Origin of the sequence: Muricoccus nepalensis, from assembly GCF_006438825.1 — a bacterium.
Lineage (GTDB): Bacteria > Pseudomonadota > Alphaproteobacteria > Acetobacterales > Acetobacteraceae > Roseomonas > Roseomonas nepalensis.
Genome location: NZ_RCZP01000039.1, coordinates 29,131 through 50,586 on the forward strand (window position 1 = coordinate 29,131; position 21,456 = coordinate 50,586).

Annotated in this window: 13 protein-coding genes and 1 pseudogene; 10 read left to right on the forward strand and 4 right to left on the reverse strand. The window is 71.4% G+C overall.

The window, feature by feature from the left end; translation table 11 throughout:
• Positions 1-76 precede the first annotated feature (76 nt).
• Positions 77-880, reverse strand: a complete 804-nt coding sequence (locus EAH89_RS24700) for a ferredoxin--NADP reductase (RefSeq protein ID WP_456306533.1) — start codon at positions 878-880, stop codon at positions 77-79.
• A 91-nt stretch (positions 881-971) separates the two neighbouring features.
• Between EAH89_RS24700 and EAH89_RS24705 the strand changes: the two genes are divergently transcribed.
• Positions 972-1,688, forward strand: coding sequence for a GNAT family N-acetyltransferase (locus EAH89_RS24705; protein WP_140886377.1), 717 nt, complete (start codon positions 972-974; stop codon positions 1,686-1,688).
• A gap of 36 nt (positions 1,689-1,724) precedes the next feature.
• Here the strand turns inward: EAH89_RS24705 and EAH89_RS24710 are convergent, their stop codons facing one another.
• A complete protein-coding gene (locus EAH89_RS24710; protein WP_140886378.1) occupies positions 1,725-5,867 on the reverse strand; it encodes a glycosyltransferase family protein in 4,143 nt (1,380 codons plus the stop codon).
• Between the two features lie 438 nt (positions 5,868-6,305).
• Here EAH89_RS24710 and EAH89_RS24715 point away from each other — a divergent pair, with 438 nt between their 5' ends.
• The 5 genes from EAH89_RS24715 (at position 6,306) to EAH89_RS24735 (ending at position 13,864) form a co-directional block, all read left to right on the forward strand.
• Positions 6,306-7,880, forward strand: a complete 1,575-nt coding sequence (locus tag EAH89_RS24715) for an FkbM family methyltransferase (RefSeq protein WP_140886379.1) — start codon at positions 6,306-6,308, stop codon at positions 7,878-7,880.
• 408 nt (positions 7,881-8,288) lie between these two features.
• Positions 8,289-11,456, forward strand: coding sequence for a calcium-binding protein (locus EAH89_RS24720; protein WP_140886380.1), 3,168 nt, complete (start codon positions 8,289-8,291; stop codon positions 11,454-11,456).
• Positions 11,457-11,564: 108 nt separating this feature from the next.
• A complete protein-coding gene (locus EAH89_RS24725; protein ID WP_140886381.1) occupies positions 11,565-12,017 on the forward strand; it encodes a DUF3429 domain-containing protein in 453 nt (150 codons plus the stop codon).
• Positions 12,018-12,084: 67 nt separating this feature from the next.
• Positions 12,085-13,287 carry an amidase gene (locus EAH89_RS24730; protein WP_140886382.1) on the forward strand — a complete coding sequence of 401 codons (1,203 nt, stop codon included), beginning with the start codon at positions 12,085-12,087 and terminating at the stop codon, positions 13,285-13,287.
• Between the two features lie 58 nt (positions 13,288-13,345).
• On the forward strand, positions 13,346-13,864 hold the full coding sequence (locus tag EAH89_RS24735; protein ID WP_140886383.1) for a GNAT family N-acetyltransferase: 519 nt from the start codon (positions 13,346-13,348) through the stop codon (positions 13,862-13,864).
• A 24-nt stretch (positions 13,865-13,888) separates the two neighbouring features.
• Here EAH89_RS24735 and EAH89_RS24740 read toward each other — a convergent pair whose 3' ends face one another.
• Both EAH89_RS24740 and EAH89_RS24745 read right to left on the reverse strand, forming a co-directional pair.
• Entirely contained in the window at positions 13,889-15,046 is a 1,158-nt protein-coding gene (locus EAH89_RS24740) for a DUF3405 domain-containing protein (RefSeq protein WP_140886384.1), read from the reverse strand.
• 84 nt (positions 15,047-15,130) lie between these two features.
• Positions 15,131-15,532 carry a hypothetical protein gene (locus EAH89_RS24745; RefSeq protein ID WP_140886385.1) on the reverse strand — a complete coding sequence of 134 codons (402 nt, stop codon included), beginning with the start codon at positions 15,530-15,532 and terminating at the stop codon, positions 15,131-15,133.
• 56 nt (positions 15,533-15,588) lie between these two features.
• Here EAH89_RS24745 and EAH89_RS24750 point away from each other — a divergent pair, with 56 nt between their 5' ends.
• From EAH89_RS24750 to EAH89_RS24765, 4 genes and pseudogenes are all read left to right on the forward strand, one after another.
• Positions 15,589-16,521: an ArsR/SmtB family transcription factor gene (locus tag EAH89_RS24750; protein ID WP_140886390.1), complete on the forward strand. Its 933-nt coding sequence runs from the start codon at positions 15,589-15,591 to the stop codon at positions 16,519-16,521.
• A gap of 11 nt (positions 16,522-16,532) precedes the next feature.
• Positions 16,533-20,033 carry a methionine synthase gene (metH, locus tag EAH89_RS24755; protein ID WP_140886386.1) on the forward strand — a complete coding sequence of 1,167 codons (3,501 nt, stop codon included), beginning with the start codon at positions 16,533-16,535 and terminating at the stop codon, positions 20,031-20,033.
• Between the two features lie 53 nt (positions 20,034-20,086).
• Positions 20,087-20,974 (forward strand): cation diffusion facilitator family transporter, encoded by an 888-nt coding sequence (locus tag EAH89_RS24760; RefSeq protein WP_140886387.1) that lies wholly within the window; start codon positions 20,087-20,089, stop codon positions 20,972-20,974.
• Between the two features lie 21 nt (positions 20,975-20,995).
• Positions 20,996-21,456: pseudogene (locus EAH89_RS24765) on the forward strand (hypothetical protein); the annotation flags it as partial.

The window sequence follows — 21,456 nt, forward strand, 5'->3', positions numbered from 1 at the left end:
CCGGCTCACCGGGAAGGCTGCGATAATTCTAACGATTCGGCAACCCGTTTCTGCCGGGTAACCTCTTCGGGCGGCGCTACTTCTCGACGAAGGCCTTCTCGATGACGAAATGGCCGGGCTCGTGCTGGCTGCCCTCCCTCATCCCCATCGCCTCGAGCCGGGCGCGCGCGTCAGCCAGCATTTCCGGGGATCCGCAGAGCATCACCCGGTCGTTCTCGGGGGACATCGGGGGCAGGCCGAGGTCGGCGTAGACCTTGCCGCTGTCCATCAGCTCCGTGATCCGCCCGCGCGTCGGGAACTCCTCGCGCGTGACGCTCGGGTAATAAACGAGCTTCTCCGCGACCATGTCGCCAAGGAATTCGTTCCTCGGCAGTTCCTTCGTGATGTAGTCGCGGTAGGCGAGCTCCTCCACCTGCCGCACCGTGTGGGTCACGATGATCCGCTCGAAGCGGTCATAGGCCGCGGGCTCCCGGATCAGCGCCATGAAGGGCGCGAGGCCCGTGCCGGTCGAGAGGAACCAAAGGTTCCGGCCGGGCAGCAGGTTGTCGAGGAGCAGCGTGCCCACGGGCTTGCGCCCGATCAGCACCTCGTCCCCCTTCACGATGTTCTGGAGGCGGGAGGTCAGGGGCCCGTCCTGCACCTTGATGGAGAGGAACTCGAGCGTCTCCTCCCAGGGCGGCGAGGCCATGGAATAGGCGCGCACGAGCGGCTTGCCGTTCACCATCAGCCCGATCATCGCGAACTGCCCGGCCTCGAAGCGGAAGCCCGGGTCGCGGGTGCAGCGGAAGGAGAAGAGCCGGTCGGTCCAGTGGCGGACCTCCAGCACCGTCTCGGTCAGGAAGGCGGTCATGGCGGGGCGTGTGGGATCGGCGGTCGGCATGGCGGGACCGTATGGGGTGGAGGCGCGGCTTGTGCAATGCGGTAACCGCCCCTCCTTGAGGCGCGGGCCCGCTCCCGGCAGCATCGCAGCCATGCCCGACACGCCCCCCCTCGGCCCCGAGCTCGATCCCACGCCCCGCCCGCTGCCGCCCCGCGTGCCGCACGAGGGGCGCAGCGTCGTGCTGGAGCCGCTCCACACGGGCCACGCGCCAGAGCTCTGGTCCGCCGCCCGGTCGCCCGGCGCCGAGGCGGGCTGGGCCTATCTGGGCTACGGGCCCTTCGCCGACGAGGACGCCATGCGCCGCCACGTCGCCGCCTTCGCCGCCCAGCACGACCCCATGGCCTGGGCCGTCCGACCGCGCCGGAGCGGCACGGCCGACGGCTGGCTGACGCTGATGGAGATCGCCCCCGCCGACGCGGCAATCGAGCTCGGCCACATCTGGTTCTCGCCCCGGATGCAGCGCAGCCGCGCGGCGACGGAGGCCATGTTCCTCCTCATGCGGCACGCCATGGACGATCTCGGCTACCGGCGCCTCGTCTGGAAGTGCCACGCGCTCAACGCCCCCTCCCGTGCCGCGGCCAGCCGGCTGGGCTTCCGCTACGAGGGCACGCTGCGCGCCATCAAGGTCATCAAGGGGCGCCTGCGCGACACAGCCCAGTTCTCCCTCCTCGCGGAGGAGTGGCCGGCCCGGCGGGACGCCATCGCGGCTTGGCTGGCGGACGCGAACTGGGACGAGGCCGGGCGGCCCCGCGCCTCCCTCGCCCGCGCCGCGCTCCCGCCGCTCCCCTGGATCAACCCGGCGGGATAGAGGGCCGCCGGCCGGCCCCCCTCCCGCCCAGGGGGATCAGCGGCGCAGCCCCGCGACCCTCGCGACCTTGGCGACCAGCCGCCCGCCCTGCTGCACGAGGCCGCGCCGCGCCCGGGCCAGCTCGGCCGTGCGGGCCTCGAGCTCGGCGAGCAACCCCTCGGCCACCCGGGTCCGGTCGACCAGCTCCGCCTGCAGCCGCTCGGCCACCCCGGTCCGCTGCACCAGCTCCGCCTGCAGCCCTTCCGCCATCTCGGTCCGGCGCAGCAGTTCCGCCTGCGCCGCCTCCGCCAGACCGGCCTGGCGGAGCATCTCCGCCTGGAGCTGCTCGGCGACCTCAGTCCGGTCGGTCAGCTCCTGCCGGGTCGCCACCAGGTCCTCGGTGCGCGCGGCGAGCTCCTGCTGGAGCCCCTCCGCGACCTCGGTGCGGGCCACGAGCTCCGCCCGCGTGCGCACCAGCTCCTCCGTGCGGGCGACCAGCTCCGCCCTCGCGCCGGCCAGCTCCCCGCCCGCCGGCGCGTCGGCTGCGGGCGCCGCCCCCGGCAGGGCGAGCGGCTGCAGCGAGCGGCTGCGGCGAAGCTCGACGTCGTAGTGCACGAGGTCCTGGATGAAGCGGACCTGCGAGGCGCGTCGGAAGGCGGGCTCGCCCTTGCCGGGCAGGTGGGCCGCGACCGCGAAGCTGATCCTCTTCGAGAAGACGATCCGCCGGCGCTCTCGGAACTCCGCCAGCAGCAGGAAGGCGTAGTGCTCGAGCCCGTCCAGGCACTCGTAGAGATGGACGCCGAGATAGTCCTCGACCTCGCGCCGGAACAGGACCTCGCCGGGGGAGACGCCGGCGCATTCCAGCAGCCCGGCGACCGGCAGCGGGGCGAAGGCGTTCAGCGTGCGGCTGTTGTTGTACTCCGCGTTCGCCTTGCCGCTGTGCGCCGCCGCCGCCTTCGGATCGTTCTCGAGCGCGCGCTTGAGCGTCGTGACGTGGTCCCTGTACCAGACCTCGTTCGGGGCGGCGAAGATCAGGTAGCCGTGGTCGATCGCCCGCGTGATCTCGTGGACCATGCGCCCCTCGGGCACGATCCGCGTGCCCTTGCGGGTGAACATGGCGTAGGGGAACACCCGCGACGCCACGCCGTCCCCCCGCGCCTCGAGGAAGAGGCGGACCGCGTCGCCGATCTTCGCGTCGCAGGCGACGGCGAGGGTGATGTTCCGCTCCGCCTGGCGCCGGACGTTCTCGAGGACGTTGTCGAGCGCGGTCTTCTGGGCATGGCCGAAGGCAGGCGCGTCGATCACGTAGATCGCCAGCACGGCCTCGTCGCCCCGGGCGTAGAGCGCCTCGGCGACGGCCTGGCGGCGCTCCTCGTGGCGGTCGAAGATGCGCTGGAGCTGCGTCTCGAGCGCGAACTTCTCGCGGAAGACCTCCTGCGCCCGCCGGGCGAGCGCGAGCGCCGCCTCCGGGTTCGCCACGATCCAGTCGTACTTCTCCATGATCTGGCGGAAGGTGTCGGCCGGGTCGTTCGTGTTGTAGTCGATGAAGAGCGCCGCGTCGCCGAAGTGCTCCTGCACGAAGGGGTTGTCGTCGGCGATGATCACCGCGCCGCCGGCGCAGGCCTCGTAGAGCCGCGTGGTCGCCATGCCCGAGCGGCGGTGGTCGTCGGAGGAGATGACGAGCACGATGCCGCAGTCGTTGATCTCCTTGACGATGGAGAAGCCGTCGAAGGGAATGGGGCCCTGGTAGGCCTCGAAGCCCTCCCAGGCGCGGATGCCGCCCCACTCCGCCACCTTGTCGGGGCCGAAGAACTTGATCTTGCCGGTCTTGTCGAGGAGGTGCAGCAGCCCCTCATGCCGGTGCCCGCCCTGGTAGACGACCTTCTCCCAATTCATGCCGCAGTAGAACAGCGTCGGCTTCGCCAGGTTCGGCGGCATCATCGCGTCGAGCGGGAAGGAGGTGTAGAGCTCCGACATCCCCTCCAGCCGGCGCGGGCTGTTGTCGAGGACCGAGCGCAGGTGGCTTTCGATGCGGCCCGAGCCGGCGGTCAGGTAGTCGTCGAAGGAGACGTAGTTCTCGGCCGAGCGCGCGTAGGTCGGCACGCCCGTCGGGATCTCCGGCGGGTTCCAGAGCGTGAAGTAGTAGAAGGTGTCGAGCAGCTTCGGCAGGTCGTAGTGGATGGAGATGGCGAACTCGAGCGTCCGCGGGTCCACCACGTTGCCCGTCTGCTCCTGCATCCGCGTGAGGAGGTAGCCGTTGCGCGAGATCAGCACCGGCTCGGCGCCGATGTTCTCTGCCGCCCGCACCATGCGCAGGACGAGCTCGAACTCCGCGCACTTGCTGCCGGGCCAGGGGGAGACGATCGCGAAGCGCTTCTTCCCGGCGCCGGGAAGCACCGGCTCGTGCCGCTGCACGTTGCCGACGCCCGGCACGTAGCTCAGGCGCGCGAAGCGCTCGTGGTCCGCGGGGCCGATGTTGTGGCAGAAGGCGTCGAGCGGCCCGACCGAGACGGGGCCGGGCACGGGCAGCGGCAGGTCGGCCGTGACGCCGGCGTATTGCTCGGCGAAGCGGAGCACGCCGCGGCGCAGCTTCTCGAAGACCGCGATCCGCTCGGCCTCGCTCCCGTCGTCGTCCTGGTGGAGGGCGGAGAAGCCGCCGTCGCGCTCGACGACCTTCAGGACGCTGCCATGGGGCGCCGAGAACATCATCTCGAGGAGGACGATGGCCAGGTTGCCGTTCAGCACGCTCTCCTCGGGCATTCCCCGGTTGAGGGCGTAGCTGAGGATCTCGACGCCGGTCGCCTCGTGCTTGTGCGTGCCGAAGTAGAGGCCGAGGGCGTTCAGCTCGGCCCCCGCCAGCTTGCAGACGCGGGCGAGGCTCCGGAGCAGCGTGCCCTTCCAGCCGAGGTCGACCACGCCCACCTTGCGCCCGAGCAGGCCCTCGCTCCCGAAGTAGCGGAGGAGGACGTCGCGCTCCTTCGCGCCCTCGACCAGGAGCAGCTTGCGGTGCGCCTTGAAGAAGAACCGGATGTCGTCGAGCTGCTCGGCGGTCGTCACCGGCTCGTCCTGGTTCGGGAACTCCGCCGCGAAGGCCTCCTCGAGCGCGGGCGCGTCGAGGGCGAGCTGCTGGAGGAAGTCCCGGTAGGTCCATGGCGCGTGGTGGCCGGAGATGAAGAGGTCGTTCGCGACGAGGGAGAGGAAGTCCCCGTCCACCTCCTTCAGGGCCGCCAGCAGGTAGCAGCGGCGGGACGCGAAGAGGTAGCGGGCCGACATGCCCGGGTACAGGCGCTCGAACACCTCCCGGAACAGGAAGCCGTCGCGCGCGAGGAAGAAGACCCCCTCGAGGCCCTTCTCGTCGCATCGCTCCTTGATCCAGGCGGCGAAGCCGCAGGCGATGAGGCCGCCATAGGTGAAGCCGAACCGCTCCCAGTAGTCGGCCCCGGGGTTCGCCATGTTCTCGTGCGCCACCAGCCCCTTCAGCAGGGAGGTGGCCGGCGAGCTCGCGTAGGGCTCGCGCGCGAGGCGCTCGAAGAGGGGCGCCTCCGCCATGCCCCCGGCGACCTCGAGCGCGGAGACGTAGTGAAAGGCCCGCAGCCCCGCCTTGAGCGGCATGAGGTAGTCGGAGTGGTGGTTGTCGCCGACATGGAGGATGCGGTCCGACGCCGCGCCGGTGAAGGCAGAGATGTCGGCGAACATCGCGCCCGTCGCCTTCGGGTTATGCGTGTGCGAGGACAGGAAGAGCTTCTCGTAGCCCTGGTAGCCCGCGTTCCCGACGATCTTCTCGATGACGGCGAGGGGAAGATACATGTCGGAGGCAAGGACGATCCTCTTTCCGCACTCGAGCGCGTGCTGGTAGAGGCCAAACATGAAGTCGTCGCGGCGGCAGGTGAGAAGCTCCTGCCGGATCTCCACCTCCTTCAGCCGCTGCATGTCGGCCGGGAGATGCGCGTAGATGTCGTCCAGCGTGACTTCCTGGCGGCCCTGCAGGCGCCCCTCGTCGCGTGCCTTGAACTCCGCCTGCGAGCGGAGGGCGGCGAAGTTCTTCGCCTTCGCGCCGAGCTCGATATGCTTGAACAGATCGGTCGGCTTCTCGTAAACGCGCCAGATCAGCGTCTCGAAGATATCGAAGGACACGACGTCGACCTGATCAATGGCCTGCTCGAGTTCTTTCCGAAGCAGAGCAAAGGCGCGCTGAATCATCGAGAGTTTTTCCATAATCAATGCGGAGTGCTTGCGGCCGGCGGCCGCCCGACCTGCCGCGGGCTCTTAGTGCAACTTTCCGTGTCTGGAAACCGCGATCTTGGCCCGGCCCTGAGCCGGCGACCGGTCACCCTAGGTCGTGGCAAAGGAGGAGGGCCCCGGCACAAGGCCGGCCGCTACGCGGTAGCAGGGATAGCCAGGCCCGGGCGGAACGGGCAGGGGGGAGGCGCGGACAGGCCGTGACCGCGGATCGAGGGCGGCGGGACCGCTTGGCCCGCAACGGGCAGCGGGAAAGACGAGGCAGCGTTCGTCCCGGTTTTTGAACGATGCTTCCAGATTGCCGCAACTTTACGCAAATTTGAGAATGTGTTATATTATATAAATAGATTTCCTTTTTCATCCCTCTCTTACCGCGACGTGATTGGCGAGGTAACCCGCATGCTTGCTCAAGTTCTTATCTACGGAGAGAGCCAAGCGAACGCCATTTGCGGTCACCTCGCCGAGGCCCAGCAGCGTGGCGGGCAGCCCCAGGCGGAATTCCACTTCTGCGACGTCAACGCCCCGGACGGCGAGGAAACCCTGCTTGGGCGGCTCGGCGCTATGGACGGCCTCGTGCTCCAGGTGGGCCTCGACGGTCCCCTGACCGGACGGGGCGCGATCCGTCTTCTCCGCCAGGTCCGCGCGAAGCGGCTCGTCGTGATCCCCATGGCGGCCTCGACCCTGCTGTGGCCCCTCGACGCCGCCGACCCCGGGCTGATCCCCGGCCCGTCGCGGCTGCGCGGCGACGCCTTCCTGCGGGACTACCTCCTGGGGGGCGGCGAGCCCGGCGGGGCAGCCGCGGCCTACCTGGCGGCCGAGGTCCCGGAAATGGTCGACCTCGACGCGCGCCGCGCGGCGGAGGCCGAGGCCTGGCGGGAGCTCGACCGCCTGACCGACGTGCCCCTGGCCGCGCTCGTCGAGGCCAACCTCTCGTCCCGCCGTCTCTTCCACTCCGTCTACGCGCCGGCGAACCTTCTTCTCCGGCCGATCGTCGACGCCCTCATCCAGGCCTTCGACCTCGGCGAGGAGACGGCCCACGCCTCCCGGCGGATCTTCGGGGAGGGCGAGGTCATGGGGCCGGCGCTCCCGGTCCATCCCGCCGTCCTCTCGCACCACGGCATCGCCTGGCCGGAGGCCGAGCCGGCCGGCCAGCGGGCGGTCTTCGAGGCCTGGGCGGGCCTCTACGCCCGGTCCCATGCCGGCGCCGCGCCGCCCCCGCCCGCGGAGGCCGCCCCGCCGCCCCCGGGAACGGCGGAGGAGGCCGGGCTCCTGCTGAAGATGGCCGACCTGAAGGTCAACCCGGTGGAGACGCCGTCCCGGGCCTTCCTGAACGCCTGCGCCCGCCACTTCAACGAATCGAAGGCGCAGCTCTTCCAGGACGTGTTCGTCCTCCAGTCCCTCGGCTGGCGGCGCGACGGCTTCTTCGTCGAGTTCGGGGCGACCGACGGGCTGACCATCAGCAACACCCACATGCTGGAGAAGGCCTATGGTTGGCGGGGCATCCTCGCCGAGCCCTTCCCCTTCTGGCACGAGGCGCTGGCACGGAACCGGGGCTGCATCATCGAGCACCGCTGCGTCTGGTCCGCCACGGGCGAGCGCCTGCCCTTCGCCGGTGCCGCGGAGTTCCCGGAATACGCCACCATCGCGGCCTTCAAGGACGCCGACATGCACAAGGAGATCCGCGAGAGCGCCGGGGCGACCTTCGAGGTGGAGACCGTCTCGCTGAACGATCTCCTGCGGGAGCACGGCGCCCCCCCGGACTTCGACTACCTCTCCGTGGACACGGAGGGGAGCGAGCTCGAAATCCTGCGCGGCCTGGACTTCGGCGCCTACCGCCCGAAGGTCATCACCGTCGAGCACAACCACAACGAGGGCCAGCGCGAGGAGCTTCGGCGGCACCTGGCGGCGGCCGGCTACGGCCGGAAGCTGGAGGAGCTCAGCCAGTGGGACGACTGGTACGTCCACGAGGGCTGAGGCGCCCCGCCCGCGCCCCCACCGGGGCGCGGAGCGCGGCAAGGCCAGGCAACGGCCCTCCGTGAAGGCCTCCGCCCCAGGCGGTGGCCAGGGCATGCGCGCGGCCTGGACGCCGGTCCGCCTGGGGCCGCAGCCGCCGTCCCGAGGCTGCCGGGGGGAGCGCCCAAAGGCGGCCAACCCGGCCGCGCGGGCGCCAGCCGGTCGATTCGAACCCGTGTCAACGGCACTTCGCCGCCAGCAGCCGGGCGGGCGCCACAAGTTCCCGTGAATACTTCGCCGTTTCTTCGTTTTTTCACAGTAGCTTGAAGGATCCCGCGCCGTTAAGCGCTTCGCAATCGTATCGTATCAGTTGCATAACTGATCCATCCGGTGGGCTGCTCCCGCGCGTCGATCATTAGGGTTCTGCAAATGGCACAGATCGTTGGAACAAGCGCCAACAACGCGTTGACGGGGACGATCGCCGACGACACCTTCCTGGCGTCGAACGGAAGCGACACGATCGACGGCGGCGGCGGCTACAACGAGATCAGCTACGCCGGGCAGACCTACGCCATCCAGCTGACCGTCTCCGCCTCGGCCTACAGCGGCACCGTCGTGAAGGCCGGCATCGGGACCGACACCTACGTCGACATTCAGCGTATCATCGGCGGCTCGGGCAACGACATCCTCACGGGCACCGCCGACACCACCGCCGGTCTGCCCTATGCCGTCACCCTCATCGGTGGCCCCGGCGACGACCGGATCGACGGCCGGAGCAGCCTCCTGAACCTCGTCTCCTACCGGGATGCCACCGGCGGCGTCACCATCAACCTCACGGCCGGCACGGCGTCCGGCGGCGGGCGCGGCAACGATACCCTCGTCGGCGTGCGCCGCGTGGCCGGCTCCTCCTTCGATGACCTCGTCTCTGGCGGCAGCGGGGACGACTTCTTCGACGCCACGACCGGCAACGACATCTACTTCGGCGGCCCCGGCTTCAACACCGTCTCCTACACCACCACCTCCGCGGGGATCATCGGCTACGTCTCGAGCATCGAGACCGGCCTCTTCGAGCTGCCCGAGCTCATCGTCCTCAAGCCCAACACTACCCAGGACCTCATCTGGGACGTCAACAGCATCCGCGGGACCGACTTCAACGACGTCCTGATCGGCACGAACGCCGCCTACAGCTGGTACAGCGTCAACCTTCGCGGCGGCGCCGGGAACGACACGATCAACGGCCAGGGCAGCATCCTCAACCGCGCCGACTACGCGGGCGCCTCCTCCGCCGTCTACGCCGACCTCGCCACGGGCGTCGCCTCGGACGGCGACGGCGGGACCGACACGCTGGTGAACGTCCGCAGCCTCGGCGCCTCCGACTTCAACGACACCCTCCTCGGCGGCGCGAGCGGCGACGTCTTCCGCGTGGGCAGCGCCGGGCAGCACTTCATCGACGGGCGCGGCGGGCTGAACACAGTCGTGTTCAGCGGGACGGAGTCCGTCACCATCGACCTCGGCACCACGCCGATCGGGCCCGGGCAGGGCTACGGCGGCGGGCTGTTCAAGGCGGCCGGGTCCGACAGCCTCTACAACCTCAACGGCGCCACCGGCGGCGCCGGCAACGACACGATCTACGGAACGCCCAGCGACGACCAGCTGAGCGGCGGCCAGGGCAACAACCGGATCGACGGGCGCGACGGGCAGGACACCTACCGCGCCGGCTCCTACAGCGGGACCGCGCCGACCGCGGGCGCCTTCATCAACCTCGGCAACGGGATCAACGGCGCCGCCACCAACGCCTGGGGCGGGACCGACACCCTCATCTCGATCGAGCACGCCCGCGGCACCCAGTTCGCGGACACGATCATCGGCGCCGTGAACGGGTCGCTCGTCTCCTACATCGAGGGGGCCGGCGGGACGGACACCCTCCGCGCGCCGGTGGCGGGCACGCTGGTCACGGCGGACTACGCGAACAGCCTCTCCGGGGTGGCGGTCCGCCTCAACATCGGCCTCACCAGCGACGACGGCTGGTTCGGCGGCATGGACACCCTCGTCAACATCGACCACGTCCGCGGCTCGGCCTTCGCCGACCTGCTGCAGGGCAACGACGGGGCGAACCGCATCGAGGGCGGGGACGGGGACGACGTGATCTTCTCCCTGGGCGGGGACGACCTCATCCTCGCCGGCGCGGGCAACGACAACGTGCTCGCGGGACTGGGCAACGACACGATCGCCGGCGGCGACGGGAACGACCAGATCAACGGCCAGGACGGCAACGACAACATCGGCGGCGGCGCCGGCGACGACGGGATCGACGGCGGCGCCGGCGACGACACGATCGCGCTTGGCGACGGCGACGACATCGTCGTGGCGGGCTTCGGCAACGATGTCGTCTACGGCGAGGCCGGCCGCGACCTCCTCTTCGGGCAGGACGGCAACGACACCCTGGCCGGCGGCATCGGCAACGACGTCCTCTTCGGCGAGAACGGCGACGACCTCCTTATCGGTGAGGACGGCGACGACAACCTCAACGGCGTGGCCGGGCGGGACTCGATCTTCGGCGGCGCCGGCAACGACTCCATTACCGGCGGCGCGGACGACGACCTCCTCGTCGGCGAGGGCGGCGACGACCTCATCTACGGGCAGGACGGGATCGACATCCTCTACGGGCGGGAGGGCAACGACACCCTCGCCGGCGGGGCCGGCAACGACATCATCCTGGGTGAGGACGGCAACGACTACCTCGACGGCGAGGACGGCGCGGACAACCTCAGCGGCGCGGCCGGGAACGACACGCTGCTCGGCGGCGCGGGCAACGACTCCATCACGGGCGGCATCGGCGACGACCTCGTGATCGCCGGCTACGACGACGACCTCGTCTTCGGCGAGGAGGGGAACGACGTCGTCTACGCCCAGGACGGCAACGACACCCTCGCGGGCGGCACGGGGGGCGACGCTCTCTTTGGCGAGAACGGCGACGACGTCCTCTACGGCGAGGATGGCATCGACCGCCTCACCGGCGGGGCGGGCCGGGACAGCCTCTACGGCGGCGCCGACAACGACATCCTCTCCGGCGGCACCGAGGACGACTTCCTCAGCGGCGACGACGGCGACGACGATCTCTCCGGCGACGCCGGCGCCGACAACCTCACCGGCGGCAACGGCAACGACACGCTCTTCGGCGGCAGCGAGGCCGACACGCTGAACGGCGACGCCGGCAACGACTCCCTGTCCGGCGGCTCGGGCGACGACATCCTCTTCGGCGGAATCGGCAACGACGCCCTCTTCGGCGACGAGGGCATCGACCGCCTCGTCGGCGGCGCGGGCAACGACCAGCTCACCGGCGGCGTCGGCAACGACCTGTTCATCTTCGGGACCGGCTTCGGGGCGGACGTGATCACCGACTTCGGCCGCGCGGCGGGCAACCGCGACCAGATCCAGTTTCAGACCGGGACCTTCGCCAACTTGTTGGCCGTCCAGAACGCGAGCCAGGACGTGGGCGGGAACGTCGTGATCACCTTCTCCGGCACCGACACCCTCACGCTGGTCGGCATCACGAAGGCCTCGCTCTCGAGCGCGGACTTCATCTTCGGGGGCTGAACGGGGCGTCGCCCGGCGGGGTTCCGCCGGGCGGCGTGATGGAGGGTCGGGGCCGCGTCCCGGGCGGCGCGGCCTTGCCCCTCGGCCACCGCGCACGATCTGCCCGCCATGCCCGACACGCCGAACCTTCCCCTGCCCAGCCCGGCCCGGATCCTCGGCCCGGCCGGGCTCATCCCCTTCGCCGGCCTGGCCCTGCTCGCCGCCCTCTCGCCGTCATGGCGGCCGCTGCTGCTTGTGGCGCTGCTCGCCTACGGCGCCACCATCGCGGCCTTCCTGGGCGCGGTGCACTGGGGCTTGGCCCTGCGCCCCGCGCCCGGCGAGGAGGGGGCGGCCTGGGGGCGGATCGGGCTCGGGGTGGTGCCCTCCCTCCTCGCCTGGGTCGCGCTGCTGGTTCCGCTGCGGTCGGGGCTGGTCTCGCTGGCCGCGATCCTCGTGGCGACGGCCGCGGTCGAGACCCTGGCCACCCGGCGCGGCCTGCTTCCCGCCGCCTATCTCCGCCTGCGCTGGGTCCTCAGCCTCGGCGCCGGCGCCTGCCTGCTGGTCGGCGCCGCGCTGGCCTGACCGCCCCCGGTTGGACAGGACGCCGCCGCTGCCGCAGCATCCGCCCGCGCAGCAAGGGGGAGTCCGCATGGCGGCCGAGGGTTTGACGGAGGCGGAGCGCCTCAGCGGCTTCATGCCCGGCCCCCGCGCCGCGCTCGCCTCCGGCACGGGGCCGCTGGACGGCCTCACCTTCGCCGCCAAGGACCTCTACGACGTCGCCGGCGCGCCCACCACCTACGGCAACCCCGACTGGGCCCGCACCCACCCCGTGCCGGCCGCGACCGCGACCGCCGTGCTCGCCCTCGCCGAGGCCGGGGCGCGCTTCGTCGGCAAGACGAAGACCGTGGAGCTCGCCTTCGGCATGGCCGGCGAGAACATCTGGTACGGCACGCCCCTTAACCCCCGCGCGCCCGGCCGCTTTCCCGGCGGCTCCTCCTGCGGCAGCGCCTCGGCGGTGGCCTTGGGCGAGGCTGACATCGCGCTCGGCTCCGACACGGGCGGCTCGGTCCGCATCCCCGCCTCCTACTGCGGCATCTTCGGCATCCGGCCCACCTGGGGCGCGGTGTCGCTCGTCGGCGCGCGGGCGCTCGCGCCCTCCTACGACACGGCCGGCTGGTTCGCCGCCCGCGCCTCCGTCCTCCGGCGCGCGGGCGAGGCGCTGCTGCCCGAGGGCGGGGAGGGGCCCCTCGGCCCCCTCCTCCTGGTCGGCGAGGCCTGGGACAACGCCGACCCCGCCGTGGCCGCGGCGCTCCGCCCGGCGGCCGGCGCGCTGGAATCGCTGCTCGGCCCCGCCCTGTCCGTCTCCCTCGTGCCGGAGGGGCTGCCGGCCCTCTACGAGGCCTATCGCCGCGCCCAGGCGGAGGAGGCCTGGGCCACGCTCGGCGACTGGATCACCGCGACCTCCCCCGCCTTCGGCCCGGGCGTCGGCGAGCGATTCGCGATGTCGCGCGACCTGCCGCCCGGCCTCGGCGCCGCCGGCCGCGCCTTCCGCCAGGGCTTCCGCCGCCGCCTCCTGGGACTGCTCGGGGGAGGCGCCGTCCTCGCCTACCCGACCTCGCCCCTCATCTCCCCGCCGCTCGAGGCCAGCCAGGCCGAGCAGCTTCGCGTGCGCGAGCGGACGATCGGCGTCACCGCCATCTCCGGCCTCGCGGGGCTGCCCGAGGTCTCCATCCCCGCGGCGCAGGCGGAGGGCGCCCCGGTCGGACTCTCGATCCTCGCGGCACCGGGACGGGACCGGGCGCTGCTGGCCCTGGCCGAGCGGCTTGCCGCGGCCCTCGAACTTTCCACGTAGGCAACATTTTTCCGGCGGGGTGTTCCCTTCCTCGCCCGATCTGCTCTAGGCACGACGCATGCCCATCCGCGACGCCACGCCCGACGACGCCCCCGCCATCGCCGCGATCTACGCCCACCACGTGCTGCACGGCACCGGCACCTTCGAGGAGGCCCCGCCCGCCCCGGAGGAGGTTGCGGCCCGCCTCGCCCGCATCCAGGCCGCCGGCCACGCCTGGCTGGTCGTCGAGGAGGGCGGGACGGTCCTCGGCTATGGGTACTACGCCAATTTCCATCCCCGCTCCGCCTACCGGCACACGGTCGAGAACTCGATCTACGTGCGCGACGACGTGCGCGGGCAGGGCGTGGGCAAGGCGCTGGTGGCGGAGCTGCTCACGCGCGCGGAGGCCGCAGGCTTCCGCCAGATGGTGGCGGTGATCGGCGATTCGGAGAATGTCGGCTCGATCGGCCTGCACCTCTCGCTCGGCTTCAAGCAGACCGGCCTGCTGCGCGCCGTCGGGCTGAAGTTCGGCCGCTGGGTGGACGTGGTCTACATGCAGAAGGCCCTCGGCGAGGGCGAGCGCACCCTGCCGGCCTAGCGGCGGGGCGGGCCCCGCCCGCGCTCACCCCAGCGCCGCCTGTTCCCGTCCCCAGCGGGCGCGCCGGCGGGCGACGTCCTCGACGGGAACGCTCATCTGGGCGCCGACCTGCTCGTCCGTCATGCCCGCGCGGAGAAGGCTGCACATGACGTGCTCGCCCAGCACCGAGAGCGGGCCGGTGGGGTTGCGGCCCTCGCGGTAGGCGAGGTGGTCGTCCGTCTCCTCCATGAACTCGAGGTAGTAGGGGTTGAGGCTCTCCGGCAGGGCCTTGTAGGCCACGACGTCGCCGTACCGCCACCGGGTGAGGGCGCTGCGCATGGCCCAGTAGCTCTCCTTCAGGCTGTCCTTGAAGGTCTTCACGGGGTGCCAGAGGTAGTTCCGCTTGAGCCGGAACACGGGCCACTTCAGGGGGCGGTAGACGAAGCTGCCGGGGTAGTAGGAGGGCTCGAGAAGGGTGTTGCTGTAGAAGTGGGTCCGCCGGTAGCGCGGCGTGAAGGCGCCGGCGCCGCCGATGTCCTCCAGGAGGAGGCCGGCATTGTGCAGGATCGTCGGCCAGGTCACCTCCAGGTGCCCGGACCACCCCTCGCGATAGGCCGCGTCCATGGTCTCCATCGCCCGCCGGCTCGCGCGGAAGACCGGCATGAAGGCGCCCATGCGCTGCTCCCAGCGGAATCCCGGCACCACCGCGCTCGGGCCCTCGGGGGTGCCGAACTTGAACCAGATCCACCAGTCCGGATCGGCCGCCGCGCTGCGGATCGTGGTCGTGAGAAGGTCGGCCTTGCTGTTCTCGAAGGCCGCGAAGAAGGTTTCCCAGCGGCCGCTGAAGCGCACGTCGTACTCGATGTACCAGTAGCGCTCGTAGTTCGGGTGCTGCCGGTAGAAATGCAGCACCGGGAGGTCGGTATGGCCCCCCGAGTGGAAGATCCACTCCGGTCCGCCCGCCGACTTCGCGGGGTATTCGGGCGTGCGGATCTCCGTCGTGGTCACGAAGTGCAGGGGGGTGTTGCGCAGGAACCGGGGCCGCTTCGCCCCCGGGGGCGCGTGCATGAGCCAGACGGCCGTGATGTGCGGCGGGCAGGCACGGCGAAGGGCCTGGAACTGCCGGACGATGCCGGGGGTGACGAGATGGGACGTGAACAGGACGACCGTGGGAACGGTCTCAGGAGCCGCGGATTCGAGCATGAAACCATCTCTTTCCGCATCAAACAGGCATGAAAGCGGAGATTCAATACAGTATCAGATTTTGCGCGGCGCGAAATCGGGATTCTAGCACACGCTCCCGGGCCGCCCGCCCGGGGCCTCCGGGCGGTAGCGGCTGGAGGCCATGGGGTCCTCCTTGAGCGTCCGGGCCAGGGCCGCGCGGGCGTCCTCGCCGGGAACCAGGGCCACCACACGGTCGAACCAGGGCGCCTGGCCCTTCACCCGCGCCAGGAACAGCCGGTCGAGCGCCGCGGCCAGCGGCGGGCGCCCGCCGCAGCAGGTGCAGGCCTGGGGATGAGAGGAAAGGTAGAGGTCAAAGCTCGCCACCGCGACTGCGCCCGCCGGCATCTCCGGCGGCGGCGCCTCCGCCAGCACCGCGGCGCCGGGGCGCGCGGCCAGGGCAGCGCGCATCGCCGCCTCGTCGGCCACCGGCAGGACGGGAATGCGGCCATCGGCGAAGACAGGCATGGCGGGTTGCTCCTTCAAGATAGACATAAAGATATCGTTATGTCATGATCAAGGCTATGGACGACATCCTGGCCCAGCTCCGCGCCGCCGCCGAGCCCACGCGCCTCCGCCTCCTCGCCCTCTGCGCGCGGGGGGCGCTCTGCGTGACCGACCTCTGCGCGGCCCTCGGCCAGTCCCAGCCCCGGCTGTCCCGCCATCTCAAGCTGCTGGTGGAGGCGGGGTTGCTGGACCGCATGCCGGAGGGGCCGAACGTCTACTTCTCCCTCTCGCCCCGCGGCGGCCTGGCCCACGCCATCCTCGCCCGCCTGCCCGAGGACGACCCCCTGCTGGCCGCCGACCGCCGCCTCGCCGCGCGCCTCGGCGCCGAGCGCGCGCGCGCGGCGTCGGAAGCCTTCCAGAACGCCGGCGCCGACTGGGACGAGATGCGCGCCCTCGGCCTGCCCGCCCCCGCCGTCGAGGCGGCGCTCCGCGACGCCCTGCCGCCCCGCATCGCCCGCCTGCTCGACATCGGCGCCGGCACCGGGCAGCTCCTCGAGCTCGTGGCGGACCGCTGCGACAACGCGCTCGGCGTCGATGCCAGCCGCGACATGCTGGCGCTGGCCCGCGGCCGCCTGGCCGAGCGCGGCCTCGCGTCCCGCTGCGCCGTCCGCCAGGCCGACATGTACCGGCTCCCCTTCGCCGACGCCTCCTTCGACGCCGTGACGCTCCAGATGGTGCTCCACTACGCCGAGGACCCCGCCGCCGCCCTCGCCGAGGCCGCCCGCGTCCTCTCGCCCGAGGGCGCGCTGCTGGTCGTGGACCTCGCCCCCCACGCCAGGGCCGACCTCATGGAGCGCCACGCCCACCGCTGGCCCGGCTTCGACGACGCCCAGCTCGCGGGCTGGCTCGGCGCCGCCGGCTGCTCCCTCTCGCCTCCCGTTGACGTGCCCGGCCCCCTGAACGTCCGCCTCTGGTCCGCGCATCGCGCGACCGCGGCCCAGCCCGCCTGAGAGAACGCCCCATGCCCCGACCGCACCTCCTCGACGCGCTGCGCGACCGTGTCCTCCTCTGCGACGGCGCGATGGGCAGCCGCGTCCAGGCGCTCACCCTCGATATCGAGAAGGACTACTGGGGGCAGGAGAACTGCACCGAGATCCTCAACCTGTCCCGCCCCGACATGGTGCGCGACATCCACCGCGGCTACTTCGAGGCCGGCGCCGACATGGTGCTGACGAACACCTTCGGCGGCAGCCCCGTCACGCTCGGCGAGTTCGACCTGACGGCGCGCACGCACGAGATCAACAAGCGCGCGGTGGAGCTCGCGCGCGAGGCCGCCGAGGGCTTCTCGGACGGGCGCCCGCGCTGGGTGATCGGCGACATCGGCCCGGGCACGCGCCTGCCGAGCCTCGGCCACATCGCCTACGACACGCTGGAGGCCGCGCTGTTCGGGCAGTGCCAGGGGCTGATCGCGGGCGGCTGCGACGCCATCCTGACCGAGACGAACCAGGACACGCTCTTCATCAAGGCCGCGGTCAACGCCGCCAAGCGCGCGATCGCCGAGGCCGGCGCCGACATCCCCATCTTCGTGCAGGTGACGGTGGAGACGACCGGCACGCTGCTCGTCGGCCCCGACATCGCGGCGGCGGCCACGGTGGTGGACGCGCTCGACGTGCCGCTGATCGGCCTCAACTGCGCGACGGGGCCGCAGGAGATGGCCGAGCACGTCCGCTGGCTCTCGCAGAACTGGCGCGGCCTTCTTTCGGTCCAGCCCAACGCCGGCCTGCCGGAACTGGTGGACGGCCACACCCACTACCCGCTCGGCGCCGCCGAGATGGCGAGCTGGATGGAGCGCTTCGTCACCGAGGACGGGCTGAACCTCATCGGCGGGTGCTGCGGCACCTCCATCCCGCACATCCAGGCGCTGGACGCGATGCTGCGGCGCCTCGGCGGCGCGAAGGCCCGCCCGGCGCCGGTCGCGCGCAAGCCCGTCTGGGTGCCCTCCGTCGCCAGCCTCTACGGCGCGACGGCGCTCCGCCAGGAGAACGCCTACTTCTCCATCGGCGAGCGCTGCAACGCCAACGGGTCGAAGGTGTGGCGGCAGCGTCAGGAGGCGCATGACTGGGACGGCTGCGTGGCCATCGGGCGCGAGCAGGTCTCGGAAGGCTCCAACTCGCTCGACATCTGCACCGCCTTCGTCGGGCGCGACGAGGTGGCGGAGATGAACGAGGTCGTCACGCGCTTCACGAGCAGCGTGAACGCCCCCCTCGTCATCGATTCCACCGAGACGCCGGTGATCGAGGCGGCGCTGAAGCTGCACGGCGGCAAGCCCATCATCAACTCGATCAACTTCGAGGACGGGGAGGGCCACGCGCGGGACCGCCTGGTGCTGGCGAAGAAGTTCGGCGCGGCCGTCATCGCGCTGACCATCGACGAGGTCGGCATGGCCAAGACCGCGGAGGACAAGCTCCGCATCGCCGAGCGCCTGGTGAGCTTCGCCTGCGACAAGCACGGCCTGCCGCAGTCCGACCTCATGATCGACCCGCTGACCTTCACCATCGCGACCGGCAACGAGGACGACCGCAAGCTCGGCCTCTGGACGCTGGAGGGCATCCGGATGATCCGGGAGCGCTTCCCGGACATCCAGATCATCCTCGGCCTGTCCAACATCTCCTTCGGCCTCAACCCCGCCGCGCGGCACGTCCTGAACAGCGTCTTCCTCGACCACGCGGTCCGCGCGGGCATGACGGGGGCGATCGTCCACGTCTCCAAGATCAAGCCGCTTCACCTCATCCCCGAGGAGGAGGTGCGCGTCGCCGAGGACCTCATCTTCGACCGCCGCGCGGAGGGCTACGACCCCCTCCAGAAGCTGCTCGAGATCTTCTCCGGCCGGAAGGCCGCCGACACCGCCAAGCGCGCCAAGGCCGAGACGGTGGAGGGGCGCCTCAAGGACCGCATCGTGGACGGCGACCGCAAGGGGCTGGACGACGAGCTAGCGGACGCGCTGGCGCGGGGGATCGAGCCCTTAACCATCATCAACGACATCCTGCTCGACGGCATGAAGGTCGTGGGCGAGCTCTTCGGCGCCGGCAAGATGCAGCTTCCCTTCGTGCTGCAGTCCGCCGAGACGATGAAGGCGGCCGTCGCCTATCTCGAGCCGCACATGGTCAAGGTGGAGGGCCAGGAGAAGGGCACGATCGTGCTCGGCACGGTCAAGGGCGACGTGCATGACATCGGCAAGAACCTCGTCGACATCATCCTGACGAACAACGGCTACAAGGTCGTCAACCTCGGCATCAAGGTGCCGCTGGCCGACATCGTCACCGCCGCCCGCGAGCACAAGGCGCACGCCATCGGCATGTCCGGCCTGCTGGTGAAGTCCACGGTGGTGATGCGCGAGAACCTGGAGGAGATGTCGCGCCAGGGCGTCGACATCCCCGTCATGCTCGGCGGCGCGGCGCTGACGCGGAACTACGTCGAGGACGACTGCGTGAAGGCCTATGCCTGCGGGCGCGTGGCCTACGCGCGGGACGCCTTCGACGGGCTGCACCTGATGGACCGCGTCATGGGCAACGGCTTCGACGACTACCTGGCCGCCCTCCAGGCCAAGCGCTCCGGCAAGGGCCGCAGCGAGCGCCGCACGCTCGGCGTGGCCGACGCCCGCGGCTTCGCCCCCGTCGAGATCGGCTACGCGCAGACCCGCCGCCGGCGCGAGACCGCCAGCGAGCCCGTCCCCGTGCCGCCCTTCTGGGGCGCCAAGGTGATCGAGGCCCCGCCCAAGGCCATCGTTCCCTTCATCAACGAGCGCAGCCTCTACCAATTCCAGTGGGGCTTCCGGAAGCAGGGGCGGAGCCTCGAGGACTTCATCGGCTGGGCGAAGCAGGAGCTGCGTCCCGTGCTGCGGCGGATGCTGGCGATCGCGGAGGAGGGCGAGATCCTCCGGCCCCAGGCCATCTACGGCTACTGGAAATGCGCGGGGCAGGGAAACGACCTCGTGCTCTTCGAGGAGGACGGCGCGACCGAGGCCGCCCGCTTCACCCTGCCGCGCCAGCCCAAGGCCGATGGCGATTGCATCGCCGATTTCGTGCGTGACATCGACGACGGGCCGGCGGCACGAGACGTCATCGGCCTGCAGGTCGTCACCGTCGGCCAGAAGGCGAGCGACATGGCGCGCGAGTGGTTCGAGGATAACCGCTACCAGGACTACCTCTACCTCCACGGCCTCTCGGTGGAGATGGCCGAGGGCATGGCGGAGTACGTCCACAAGCGGATTCGTGCCGAATGGGGCTTCGCCGGCGAGGACGCCCGGGACATGGAGAAGATGCTCTCCCAGGGCTACCGCGGCGGCCGGTATTCGTTCGGTTACCCGGCCTGCCCGAAGCTGGAGGACCAGGAGCCGCTGCTCCGCCTGTTGAAGGCGGAACGGGTGGGAGTCACGATCTCCGACGAATGGCAACTCCACCCGGAGCAATCCACCTCCGCGATCGTGCTGCACCACCCGCGGGCGAAGTACTTCTCGGTCTAGGGGCGGGCGGGCTATGTCGGGGCGGATGAGCCCGCCCCGATGACCCCCTCCCGATGAAGTCGGCCGAACGCACCGCCTGGACGAGCCTCGGCGTCGGCCTCACCGTGCTCGCCCTCAAGGGCGCGGCCTGGTGGCTGACCGGCAGCACGGCGCTCTTCGCGGACATGCTGGAGACGGTGGTGAACGTCGCCGCCGCCACGGCCGCGTTGGCCGCCGTGCGCTACTCCGCCATGCCGGCCGACGACAACCACCCCTACGGCCACGCCAAGGTCGAGTACTTCTCGGCGGTGCTGGAGGGGGCGCTGATCCTCGTCGCGGCCTCGATGATCCTGCAGGAGGCCTACCAGGCTTGGTTCCAGCTGCGCCCGCCCGACCAGCCGGCGCTCGGCCTCGCCCTCTCGGCGGTGGCGACGGCCATCAACGCGAGCTGGGCCACCATCCTCCGCCGGCGGGGCAAGCGCCTCGGCTCGCCGGCGCTGGTGGCCGATTCCCACTACCTCATGTCGGACGTGGTGACCTCGGCGGGGGTGATCATCGGCGTCGGGCTGGTCACCGTCACCGGGATCCTCTGGCTCGACCCCCTGCTGGCCGCGGCAACGGCCGTGATGATCCTCTTCTCCGGCGCCCGCCTCTTGCGGGAGAGCGTGGGCGGGCTGATGGACGAGGCGGTGCAGGCCGACGACCTCACCAACATCCGCGGCCTCGTCTCCACCCAGGCCGAGGGCGCGATCGAGGCCCACGACCTCCGCACCCGCCGCGCCGGGCGCATCACCTTCGTCGAGTTCCACCTCGTCGTCCCCGGCGCCATGCCGGTGGCCGAGGCGCACGTCATCTGCGACCGGATCGAGGCGGCGCTGAAGGAGGCGCTCGGCAGCGCCGTCATCACCATCCACGTCGAGCCCGAGGGGAAGGCGAAGCACAGCGGGGTCGTCGTCCTGTGAACCGCCCCTGAGGCCCCGGCCTTGAGCGCCGCCGCCGGGGGCCCGGCCGTGCCCCGCGCCACGCCCGCCTGGCGCCCCCGCCGCCGCCGGCAGCGCGCCCGGACCTGGCCCTGGTGGCTGGCGGCCGCCCTGCACGGCGCGGCGCTGGCCGCCATCCTCGTGAACCTCTCGCCGCCCCGCCTGCCCGAGCCCCCGGTGGTCGAGGGAACCCCGCTGGTCTGGGAAGGCCCGGTCGGCGCCGCCGAAGGGGCGCCCGAGCTCGCCGAGCAGGCCGCCCCGGCGACCGAGGCGAGCACCCCCCCGCCCAGGACCGACGCGCCCCCGGCCGAGGCCCCGCCCGAGCCGCCGCCCGAGGCGCCCGCCGCGGCACCGGCCGATCCCCCCGCCCCGGCGGAGCCGCTGGCCGCCGCGCCCGCCCCGGCCGAGGCCGCGACGGAGCCCCCCGCCGAGGCACCCCGCCCCGAGCCGCCGCCGGTCCCGCC

What these genes read in the sequence shown, in the direction of transcription:
- EAH89_RS24720 (WP_140886380.1), top strand. Translation starts at nt 8,289, where the DNA reads ATGGCACAGATCGTTGGAACAAGCGCCAACAACGCGTTGACGGGGACG.
- EAH89_RS24700 (WP_456306533.1), bottom strand. Translation starts at nt 880, where the DNA reads ATGCCGACCGCCGATCCCACACGCCCCGCCATGACCGCCTTCCTGACC.
- EAH89_RS24745 (WP_140886385.1), bottom strand. Translation starts at nt 15,532, where the DNA reads ATGCCTGTCTTCGCCGATGGCCGCATTCCCGTCCTGCCGGTGGCCGAC.
- EAH89_RS24705 (WP_140886377.1), top strand. Translation starts at nt 972, where the DNA reads ATGCCCGACACGCCCCCCCTCGGCCCCGAGCTCGATCCCACGCCCCGC.
- metH (WP_140886386.1), top strand. Translation starts at nt 16,533, where the DNA reads ATGCCCCGACCGCACCTCCTCGACGCGCTGCGCGACCGTGTCCTCCTC.
- EAH89_RS24730 (WP_140886382.1), top strand. Translation starts at nt 12,085, where the DNA reads ATGGCGGCCGAGGGTTTGACGGAGGCGGAGCGCCTCAGCGGCTTCATG.
- EAH89_RS24735 (WP_140886383.1), top strand. Translation starts at nt 13,346, where the DNA reads ATGCCCATCCGCGACGCCACGCCCGACGACGCCCCCGCCATCGCCGCG.
- EAH89_RS24760 (WP_140886387.1), top strand. Translation starts at nt 20,087, where the DNA reads ATGAAGTCGGCCGAACGCACCGCCTGGACGAGCCTCGGCGTCGGCCTC.
- EAH89_RS24750 (WP_140886390.1), top strand. Translation starts at nt 15,589, where the DNA reads ATGGACGACATCCTGGCCCAGCTCCGCGCCGCCGCCGAGCCCACGCGC.
- EAH89_RS24715 (WP_140886379.1), top strand. Translation starts at nt 6,306, where the DNA reads ATGCTTGCTCAAGTTCTTATCTACGGAGAGAGCCAAGCGAACGCCATT.
- EAH89_RS24710 (WP_140886378.1), bottom strand. Translation starts at nt 5,867, where the DNA reads ATGATTCAGCGCGCCTTTGCTCTGCTTCGGAAAGAACTCGAGCAGGCC.
- EAH89_RS24725 (WP_140886381.1), top strand. Translation starts at nt 11,565, where the DNA reads ATGCCCGACACGCCGAACCTTCCCCTGCCCAGCCCGGCCCGGATCCTC.
- EAH89_RS24740 (WP_140886384.1), bottom strand. Translation starts at nt 15,046, where the DNA reads ATGCTCGAATCCGCGGCTCCTGAGACCGTTCCCACGGTCGTCCTGTTC.